Source organism: Achromobacter sp. Marseille-Q0513 (assembly GCF_018195695.1).
Lineage (GTDB): Bacteria > Pseudomonadota > Gammaproteobacteria > Burkholderiales > Burkholderiaceae_B > Achromobacter.
Genome location: NZ_JAGTJY010000214.1, coordinates 1 through 9564, shown reverse-complemented (window position 1 = coordinate 9564; position 9564 = coordinate 1). Strand labels below are relative to the sequence as shown.

7 protein-coding genes are annotated in these 9564 nt (G+C 65.2%); 1 reads left to right on the top strand and 6 read right to left on the bottom strand.

Annotated elements, in window-relative coordinates; translation table 11 throughout:
* The first annotated feature begins 61 nt into the window (after nt 1-61).
* Nucleotides 62-1105: a hypothetical protein gene (locus KDH83_RS27140; RefSeq protein ID WP_212321407.1), complete on the top strand. Its 1044-nt coding sequence runs from the start codon at nt 62-64 to the stop codon at nt 1103-1105.
* Between the two features lie 42 nt (nt 1106-1147).
* On the opposite strand, the gene KDH83_RS27135 is transcribed toward KDH83_RS27140, so the two are convergent.
* The 6 genes from KDH83_RS27135 to KDH83_RS27110 all read right to left on the bottom strand — a co-directional run bounded on the left by KDH83_RS27135 (nt 1148) and on the right by KDH83_RS27110 (nt 9389).
* Nucleotides 1148-1810 carry a 2OG-Fe(II) oxygenase gene (locus KDH83_RS27135; RefSeq protein ID WP_212321405.1) on the bottom strand — a complete coding sequence of 221 codons (663 nt, stop codon included), beginning with the start codon at nt 1808-1810 and terminating at the stop codon, nt 1148-1150.
* A gap of 23 nt (nt 1811-1833) precedes the next feature.
* A complete protein-coding gene (locus KDH83_RS27130) occupies nt 1834-4128 on the bottom strand; it encodes a YcaO-like family protein (RefSeq protein WP_212321403.1) in 2295 nt (764 codons plus the stop codon).
* A gap of 41 nt (nt 4129-4169) precedes the next feature.
* The gene (locus tag KDH83_RS27125; protein WP_212321401.1) at nt 4170-6281 is read right to left on the bottom strand and encodes a YcaO-like family protein; all 2112 of its coding nucleotides are present in this window, start codon (nt 6279-6281) and stop codon (nt 4170-4172) included.
* 301 nt (nt 6282-6582) lie between these two features.
* Nucleotides 6583-6771, bottom strand: a complete 189-nt coding sequence (locus tag KDH83_RS27120; protein WP_212321399.1) for a hypothetical protein — start codon at nt 6769-6771, stop codon at nt 6583-6585.
* Between the two features lie 341 nt (nt 6772-7112).
* Nucleotides 7113-7421, bottom strand: a complete 309-nt coding sequence (locus tag KDH83_RS27115; RefSeq protein ID WP_212321398.1) for a hypothetical protein — start codon at nt 7419-7421, stop codon at nt 7113-7115.
* Between the two features lie 30 nt (nt 7422-7451).
* Nucleotides 7452-9389, bottom strand: coding sequence for a hypothetical protein (locus KDH83_RS27110; RefSeq protein ID WP_212321396.1), 1938 nt, complete (start codon nt 9387-9389; stop codon nt 7452-7454).
* Between the last annotated feature and the right edge of the window lie 175 nt (nt 9390-9564).

The following is a 9564-nucleotide window of genomic DNA, read 5'->3' as shown; positions in this document are numbered from 1 at the left end:
GCCCTAAACAGGACGCCCGCCGGCGGGAGAATCTATAACTTGAAAGGCGGAAAACCGCCGCATGAAGATCTTTCCGCCCTACCCGCGCTCCCTATTCCGTGACTACGCGATGCACTATCTGTTCCGTCCTCTCAAACATCTAGGCCCCATCCTGGCGTGGGCGGGCGAACGCGGGGCGGACATGCAGATCGCGCCCGAAACCTTCGAGATGTCGCTGCGCCTGGACGACCGCCATATCGTGCTCATCCCGCGCTTCGTGCTCGAACACGAGGGCCGCACGATCTACCAGCGCGACCTGGCCAGCGATGGCAACTTCATCGGCTGGATGCCGTATCCGGTCAAGTCCTGGCCCTTGTCCACCGACAAGCGGCGCTTCAAGGAATACGCGCTGGCCAATGGCTTGCGCGTCACGGCCAGCTGGACCGACGGGCCGGCCCTGGCGCCTGACTATATCGTCAAGCCCGCGATCGGCTCTTTCGGTGCAGGCCTGCGTGGCCCCTTCGGGCCGCTGGCGCCGTTGGACCTGGACCGCCCCCTGGCCGATGGCGAGTTTTACGAGCAATTCATCCGCGGCCGCAGCGCCAAGGCGTGGTTCTGGAATGGCGATCCGGTGGCGCTGGAAGTCCTGGATCCGCCCTTGATCACCGGCGACGGCCGCCGCAGCCTGCGTGAGATCGCGGCGCAACCCCGCGGCAACTTCGACCTGCCGCTGAATCTGGACGACTCGGCCCAGATCCTGGCCTGGCAGGGCTACGCGCCGGATTCCGTCGCGCCCGAAGGCGTGGCGCTGATGCTGGACTTCCGTTACATGACGCCCCACGACCGGATCGTCTACACCAATCGCAACGTATGGCCGTCCATCGCGCCGGAGATCGCCGCGCAGTTCTGCTATGCGGGGCCGATCCTGTACCGCGGCATCGACGAGGCCGTGCGTCGCAACTCCGTGTTCACGCTGGATGCGGTGATCGACGCGGACAACCGGGTCTGGCTGCTGGAAATGAACAGCCATCCCATGATCCATCCCGCCGTCTATCCGCACATGCTGGCGTCGGTATTCTCCGACAGTCCGCAGCCAGGGCGCCTGCCGACCGAAGCGACAGCCTGATCCCGCCGGCGCGCGGCGGCGCCCCGGCCCGGGGCCGCCTCGTCAGGCCGCGGTTCCGGACACCGACGGCGCGGCGGGCGGCTTGATGCCCGCGCGCGCGATCAGCGTCTGCAACAGCGTTTCGTCCCACAGCTTGAGCACGAGCACGCGGCGGTCGCTCGGGCAGATGCGCGAGACGGAGCGTCCCACATGATGTGGATCGCCACGCAGAATCGCCACCCGCCCCGGCTTGGGCATGATGCCTCCGCTGATCTCGCCCTGCTCGTCGAAGATCAAGGTCTCGCCGGCCCAGGTGATATCCCATTGCTGATTGCAATAGATCAGCACCGTCAGATGCGCCGGCGCCACGGCGCGGTTGCGAAAATCGTAATGCGGATTGCCTTCGGTGCCGAAGGTATTGGCGCTGACGCTGCATTCGTACAGCCCGAGATCGCCCCCGATCTTGCCGGCGACCACTTCCCAGGCTTCGCGCAGCACGTCCAGCGGGGCTTCAAGCACGTCGAGCTGATCTTCCACGCGGCCGAACAGTGACTCGTCGGTGACGGCTACAGGGTAGTACCAATGTATGTCCAGCGTATGCGTGTCGAAACGGCTGGCGCGATTGAGGAAGTACATCGGCATCCAGCCCGTCGCCTGGATCAGGCGTTCGAGCATTTCCGGGGAAAACCAGTCGTCATGGACTTCAATGCCAGGAGGCAGGCGCATGCGGAACTCCAGAAAATTACGGTTCAGGGAAAAGGATGGGGAAATGCCGACGCCGGATGGCGGACCGAGGTGCTGCCGCGCGGCTCCATGCCGGCGCCGAAGGCCATCGGAATCAGTCCCGGCGCGAATGCACGCGCCACGGCCAGCCGGTCACCGCCGCCGATCGCGTTCTTTCGTGGTGTGATATCGACGAACAGCGGCGCGATGCCGCCGTCCACCAGGCCGTCGTAGAACGCTTGCGGCGAAGCCAGGTCGCGGCGCCCCGCCTCGGCATAGGACAGCTCCGCCAAGGGCGTAAACAACCTGTCGGCGCGGTTGAACCAGGCGGGACGCGCATACAGCGCGAAATGATCGTCCGGCGTGCGCACCCGCGCTGGGCTCATGCGGCCGACATCGTGCCCGTTCAACAGCGAAAACACGCGCGACTCCAGCTCCACCAGCGCGGACTCCATCGCGCGCCCGATCGACAGACCCGCGCCCGCGCTGACGCAGGCAAAGCGCCGCTCGGCATGCCGGGCGAACAGGAAGATCACTTGCGCCCAACGCGATGCCAAGGTCTGTACCGAAACGGTGAATCCTGTGCTTGCAATCGCTCGCAAGCGATCCTGGAACGGCCCAGGCAATGAATCGGGCCGCAAGCCCGTGCCCGGCTGCTGCGCGAACCAATGCCGCATGAACGCGTCGCGCTCAATCAGTTCCAGCGTGCCGGCCAGCCGGGCGTCCGCCATGGTGGTGCCGGCCGCGCAGCCCGAGGAATTGCTGCGCCAGTAGTAGCTGGTCTGCCCGCAGGCATCGCGCAGGGCGTCGGCGCTATAGACCAGATCGGCCAGCACCGCGATCCGCCGGCCGTCGGTCAACCGTTCCGCCTCGGCCCACCAATAGGGCGCATGCGCGTCGAAAGGAACGCAGGCGAAGTCCTGGCCGCGATATTGCGCCGCGCTGAAACGCGCGACCTCGCGAGGATCCAGCGCGTCCTCCAAATCGGCATAGGCAGCCTGCCGCAGACCGCGCGGCTCCCGGTAACCCTGCCGTTCGATGGTCTCGGCCAGCGCCTTGCGGAACGCCAGCGCGGGATCGGTGTCGCGCCCCCAGGTCGGCCGGTCGGAGGGGCCATGCTTCAGCTTGGCCCGGCCGACGTGGAAAGGCAGGGAGTACTCGGCCGAAGGCGCCTCTGCCCAGGCGAAATCCACCGCCGGCGCCTCGTCGGCGCGAGCCAACTGCGCGGGGCTCGGCAGCCCGCCGAAAATCGCGGAACCCAGGATCAAGTGGTCCGGCGTACCGCACAGGCTGCGCACCACGGCTTCGTAGTAGCTGCCGAAGGCCACGAAGCCCATCCCCTGGCGGCTCGCCGTCAGGGCGCCGTTCTGCAATGCCATGCCGGCTTCCGTATACAGGTACTGGACCGCACGGTTGCGATAGCGCAGCGCCGCCAGGCCGGCATCCGCCGCCAGGAACACCATGCCCGCCGCCGACTCCAGGCACCAAGGCTTGGCGACCGCGCGCGGCAACAGCGCAAGCGCGGCGCTGACCAGGGTATAGCGGACGCGGTACTCACCGGGGTACTGAACCCGGTAGATACCCGCCGCCAGTCCCGGTCCCGCGTCGCCGGACGTGGGCTGGCGCAGCGCCACGTAGACCTCGGCCAGATGCATGGATCCCGCCGACGGCGTGGTGCGCCTGGGCGCCAGACCGCCCGCCCGCGCGCGCGTCTCGCCGACGATGCCGGCCAGCGACCATACCAATTGATCCAGCTTGCCCTGCGCCAGCGGCGCGCCGCCAAAGGCATACGTCGACACGCGCGCATCCATGGCCGATTGCAGGCCGTCATCGGGATTGCGAGCAACGCTGAATTCGACCGCTGCCGAGCTTTCGGCCGCGAAGGAGGGCTCGGCATGCGCGACCGTCGCGTCCGGCGCCGTCTGGCTGAACCGGTAGCCGATGCGCTCGGACACATCGTCCGGCGCGGCCTGGCCATAGGGATTGTTGCCCCAGGCGAAACCCATGTTCGCCAGCAGATAGCCGCTCGCGTCCACGAAGGCGCCGCTGTCCAGCAGGAAGCGCAGGAACCGGCCGAACTGATCGCGCGCGTCCGGCTTGGCGATGCCAGCCAGCAACTCGGTGACGGAACGCGTGCCGTCGCACAGCCGGAAGGCCTTGCGCAGCAAGGCACGGTCGGCCTGAACGGCAATTTCGCCTTGGGCCTGGCGCACGATCAGGGTATCGCCGTCGATCATGGACGGACCGGCCAGCATCGGGCAGACCCGGTCGGGATCGTCGGCGCGCAGGTCTTGCGTCGTGGGCAGGGCTTCCTTCAGCATGGCTCACTCGTATGGGATGAAAAGGACAACGGCGGGACGCGTCAGGGAAAGGGATGAGGAAACAAGGCGCGGCGGTGCGCCTGCGCCGCCATGCCCAGCGGCTCCAGGCCGTGGCCGAACGACAGCGGCACCAGGCCTGGCGCGAAGGCCTTCACCACATGCAGCCGGCGCCGGCCGTGATCAAGCACGCACGCGCTGGTGGTGAGATCCACGATGAGCGGCGACACGCCGCCGGCAATCAGCCGGTCAAGCAGCGCCCCCGCCATCGGCCGGCCCGCGGCAAGACCGGGGAAATCCGCCACCGTCGCGCGCGCATCGAACAGCGCGTCGGCCCGTCGGTAGTAGCGCCGCAGTCCATACAGATCGAAATGGTCGGCAGGCGTGCGCGCCAGGGACGGCTGACGCAAGCCCGGCGCGTGTCCGCGCGTCCAGGCCAGGACGCGCGATTCCAATTCCGCCACGGCGCGGGCCAGGGCCTCGGCGGGATCCAGGCCAGCGGCGGCGCCCAATGTGGCAAAGGGCCGGGCATCGTCCCGGGCCCAGGCGAGATACACATGCGCCCAGCCCGAATCCAGCGCCTGCACGCCGATCTCGCAAGGCAGATCGCGCAGACGCCGCAAGCGCGCTTGGATATCCGCCGGCAGGCTGTCCTCGACCAGGGCCGCGCCCGGCCGCTGCGCCAGCCAGTGGCGCATGAAGGCGTCGCGCTCGACCAGCTCCAGCAAGGCGCGCCCGGTGGCATCCTGCACGCTGGCGCCCGCCGCGCAGCCCGAACTGGTCGCATAGGTCAAGGGATGATTCTCGGCCAGGCCGGCGGCGGCCAGCGTGGCGCGCGCATGCACCAGATCGGCCGGCATCCAGGCCTGCGCGCCGTCGGCCAGCGCCACCGCGCGCGCCCAGTGATAGGCGCGTTCCTCCGCGTAAGGCCGGAACGGAAAACCCAAACGTCGGTACTGCGCCGCGCTGTGGCCGATGTGGGCCGAGGGATCGCAGGCGCCGGACAACTCGGCCCCTCTCGCCCGCACCGTCGCGCCGAGCGTGTTCCAGGCCAGCCGTTCGATCGCTTCCGCGCTCGCCTTGCGATAGGCGATCTCCGGGTCGGGATCCGCGCCCCAGGCATATTCCCCGTCCGGCGCGTCGCGCCGCAGCCGGGCGCGCGCCAGGCACAACGCCGCCGTGGACCGCACGGGCAACGCCACGCCTTCCGTATCGATCCACGTGAATTCCAATTCGGGGCCGCCCGCGACCTTTGCGGCGCTCGCCGCTTGCGGCAAGGCGCCAAACACCGCCGACCCGAGCACCGTCTGCTCGCCCATGCCACACAACGCTTGCACAACCGTCTCGTCGTAGCAGCCCAGCGTCGCGTAGCCCAGGCCCAGCGACGCCGCCGCCAATCCCCCGTTGTGCAGGGCAGCGCCGGCCTCGCTGAACAGATACTGCACCGCGCGATTGCGATAACGCGTGGCCGCCAGCGCCACATCGCCGGCCAGGAACACCGCGCCCGCCGCACTCTGCACATGCCACGGCTGCACGAAGGCGCGCATCAGCCGCACGGCGTCGCCGACGCGTTCCAGCGCGATCTGGCGCGGCCCGGGATAGTGCACGCGGTACACGCCCACGGCATGGCCGTCCACCTCGCGGCGCAACGCCACGTAGGGCTGCACCAGATGCAGCGCGCCCGCCGACGCGATCGTCCTGCGGGCTACGCCGGCGCCCAGTCGCTCATGCCCGGCCTGCGTAATCCCGCACAAGGACCACAACAGAGCCGCCAAGCTACCCGGCGGCGGCGCGGCATCACTGAAAGCGTAGGTCGATATCCGGCCTTGCAAGGCCGCCATCCAGGGCGCCTCGCCCACGGATTCGATGCGCAGGCCGGCCCCACCAGGCAGGACGCGCGGCCGGCGACCGATTCCGTCGGTCTCTCGCGGCGGGGCCGAAACGCCCTGCGGCGCCCCCTGGAACGCATACTTCAACGCGTGCGCGGTCAACAGATTGCCGTCCACCAGCGCGCCGGCCTCGAGCAAATCAGAGACGAATGCGGCAAAGCGGCCTGCGTCCACGCCGGATGGCAGCGCCTGCAACAGGCTATCCATCGTCCTCGTGCCATCGCACAGGTCCAGCGCCGCGCGCAGGAAGGCGGGCGGCCCTTCCACGGCAAGTTCGCCGTCCGCATGCCGGATGCGCAAACGGCGACCGCCAGCAATGGCGGTTCCCGCGAAGGCGGGACAAATCATCGAGGCCGGACGCGGCGCCAACGCTACCGATGGCGTCTCCGCTACGGCGCGCTGTCGAGCCATGGAGGATAAGACTGGGCTTGAAGGAGAATGAAGGACGTCGCGCGCCCGGAACTGCGCGCCAAAGAAAAATCCCTCACATCCGTCAGGAATCATCCATCAGGAAAACGAGGGACCCCGCAGCAGGACTACATACGCCAGGGCTGCCGGAAACAGCGGCTCAGCTGCCGCCGTCGTCACCGCCGCCGCCCGAACCCAGCGGCAGGCCAACCTTGTGCGGCAAACGCATCTTGTGCGTCACCGACCATTCATCTTCCTTGCGGGCTTTCTTCTTCTGAACCTTCACCGCGGCGCCGCGTCGAACCGCCTCGGCGCTTTCCACCACCTGGGGTGCAGCCATGTTCACCATTGACATCTCCTGACATGTGTAGGGGTAGAGGGCAGGCGTCGAGCGTGGTTGCCAGCCTCTACAACATATCCGGGTGTGTGGGGGGAAGTTTAGTGTTGGGGGCAGTTCAGGTGAGGGGGGAAGAGCTGCGTCGTTCCAAGCGACCCTGGTGTGTGATCAGTGGTTGACGCTTCTTCAGCCCGAAGAAACAACGGCCGGGAGCCGAGTTCAGGTGAATATCAGCCCATACTCATTAGAGACAATCAATCCAAGGTCACCCAAAAAATCCCCAGGGACCGACTCACCAATAGGATTAACTCATTCGCCCCGCCACTTGGCCTCAACCACAGCATTAGTAGCGACTAATATTCAAACTTAATCTTGTATCTCCACGCTCCCTCAGGTGTCATGCTTACAGCATAAGACACTCGACTCCATATTTTTCCATACTCCCCAAATAAATCTGACAGTTTATAAAGCCCAACGTAGATTTCATCCGTTGGACCAACAATATCGCGAAATCCTTCAGGACTGAATATGACAATTTTCATACTTTCATCCTCACCCAGCTGCTCGCGCTCAACAATCATCTCCGCAGCATTCCACGTATCCGGAGTAGCGGCAATTAGCGCATTGACTATTTCCAGATCGATAGGAGCTTGCAAATCCACGAGCGACGTCATATCCACACCCTCAAATGCCTATTTATTTAGAATAGAAAGAGCCTGAACAAGCTCTCCATCTCGCGTAATGTAATAAGTTGTTGCGTAAGGCCTGAAAACACCAGATTTTCGTATGGGATTTGCAATAAATCTAATCTCAGAACTTGGATTTTCTGCTGCCAACTTGCTAGCCTGAAGATCTAGCGTTTTCTTTAACCCCAAATTGGAGGCAGGCGCTTCCGAAATCAAATTATATTTGATATTTACATAGGCAGGATTATCAACCCCTCCCTCTGGAATCAAATGCCCCCTATGTTCCCCTGGCAACCGCCCTCCAACCGGTTCCGGCAAGCGGCCTTTAGGCCGTCCGACATGTGGGCCAGTAATCAAGCCATCGGCCTCAAGCGTGAGTGCAGTAACGCCATCGATCCGATATATCGCTTCGGCAGCACCAAGCGATATAGATTTGGTATTGTTTGCACCTGTAAAAGTGGACACGAATGGTCGGCCTATCGAATTCCCTGCAACTGTATCACCCCCTACAAAGAACTTCGAATCCGGCGGCAGCATCCCTAGTCGCAGACCCTGCCGATCCAGCAACGACTCCATCCCGCCAGCCAACAACCGACCACTATCCTCGACCGCCAGCCTCAAGCCAAACCCAGAGGTACGAGCCGCGCCCATCGCCAGCGGCGCTATCCTGGACGTCAGGCTATAGGCTCCCGCACCAACCCCGGTCGCAGTAAACGCCATGTTCGTCCATCCCGCCTGCGCGGCGCGATAGTCACCAGCGGCCTCATAGGCCAGCGTACGATCAAGCTGGAAAAAGTCCCTAGCGCCCTGGTAGAGCTCGTCGGTTCCCATGTTTCCAGTAACTAGGCGCAATCCCCCGCTGGCCAGGCCCTTGCCCGCATTGACGATGCCCACGGCACGGGCATTGTTTCGATCCACAGCAACGCGCACAGTATCGGAGTTGTCCGCCAGCCAACCGTTCGTAGCGACGTTGGCTGCGCCCCATACCGAGTCGTTGACGTAGTACACCGTATCCCGAAGCATGTAGGCAGCGGCATCCCATTGACCCAAGACCCGCTGTCCCAACTCTTCCATGAATCCCACGCGCGCTCGACTGACGCCCAGGGGCGTGCGCGGAGAGCGATCCAACCCTCGTAGTTCTACCTGCGAACCGCCATCCTGCTCTCCAAATGCCATGCGCGCGATTTCTGGATCCAACTTGCCATTGGCGGCGACCAGCACCGGCTTGCCATAGTCCCGTGGAGAATCGAGTCCCAAGTAAGCGCTGATCCGTGCGTGATCTTCTTCAGAGAGTCCGTCATAGCTGCCGGTGTTGATATTCCGGTAGCTATCGTAGAAGCCGGGCTCCGACGTCTGCAAAGTTCCGGCTCCGTAGGGCGACAAGTCATCCCAAGAACCTCTTATTGCTTGCCCAACAGCTCCATTGGACCGGGCCACGACCGGCGCTGCACCGCTCTGTCCCAACGACTCCACCACCGAATTCCCCAACGCATTCCCAAACGCATCCACCGCGATCTGCAGATAGTTCGGCTTGCCTCCCGTCAGCACCGTCGCCGCAACCCCGCCCACCGCGCTGGACGCAAAGCCACGCATCAAGTTCGTCGAGAACTCATTCCCCGTGGGGAACAGCTTGCCTCCCACGAACCCGCCCACTCCCGCGCCCACGCCCGCTGCCGCCACATTGGTCCAGCTGAACTTGGACTGCAGCCCCGTCGCCATCGCGATGCCCTGCGTCACCGTCGAGCTGACCGTCGCCCGCACCGCCATCTGCATGGCGCTGGCGCCGGCGTACGTGCCATTGGCGATGCTGGCCTTGATGGACTCCGACAGCGCCTGGTTGCCGCTCAGGAAGCTCGCGCCGTTGAACGCGCCGCCCACCCCGGCCATCACGCCCGAGCCCAGCGCGCCCATCGCCACGCTGCCCCAACTGAACTTGGACTGCATGCCCAGCGCCATGCCCACGCCCTGGCTGACGACGCTGCCTACAGCGCCCGCCGCCAGCCCTATCCCGACCGCGCCGATGCCGGATAGCGTGGACGCGCCGGCCAGCACCGACACCCCCAAGTTCATCATGCCGCCCAGCGTGGCGATGGGCGCGCTGGGCTCGGGCGTGATGGCC

What these genes read in the sequence shown, in the direction of transcription:
- KDH83_RS27140 (WP_212321407.1), top strand. Translation starts at nt 62, where the DNA reads ATGAAGATCTTTCCGCCCTACCCGCGCTCCCTATTCCGTGACTACGCG.
- KDH83_RS27135 (WP_212321405.1), bottom strand. Translation starts at nt 1,810, where the DNA reads ATGCGCCTGCCTCCTGGCATTGAAGTCCATGACGACTGGTTTTCCCCG.
- KDH83_RS27130 (WP_212321403.1), bottom strand. Translation starts at nt 4,128, where the DNA reads ATGCTGAAGGAAGCCCTGCCCACGACGCAAGACCTGCGCGCCGACGAT.
- KDH83_RS27120 (WP_212321399.1), bottom strand. Translation starts at nt 6,771, where the DNA reads ATGGTGAACATGGCTGCACCCCAGGTGGTGGAAAGCGCCGAGGCGGTT.
- KDH83_RS27110 (WP_212321396.1), bottom strand. Translation starts at nt 9,389, where the DNA reads ATGCAGTCCAAGTTCAGTTGGGGCAGCGTGGCGATGGGCGCGCTGGGC.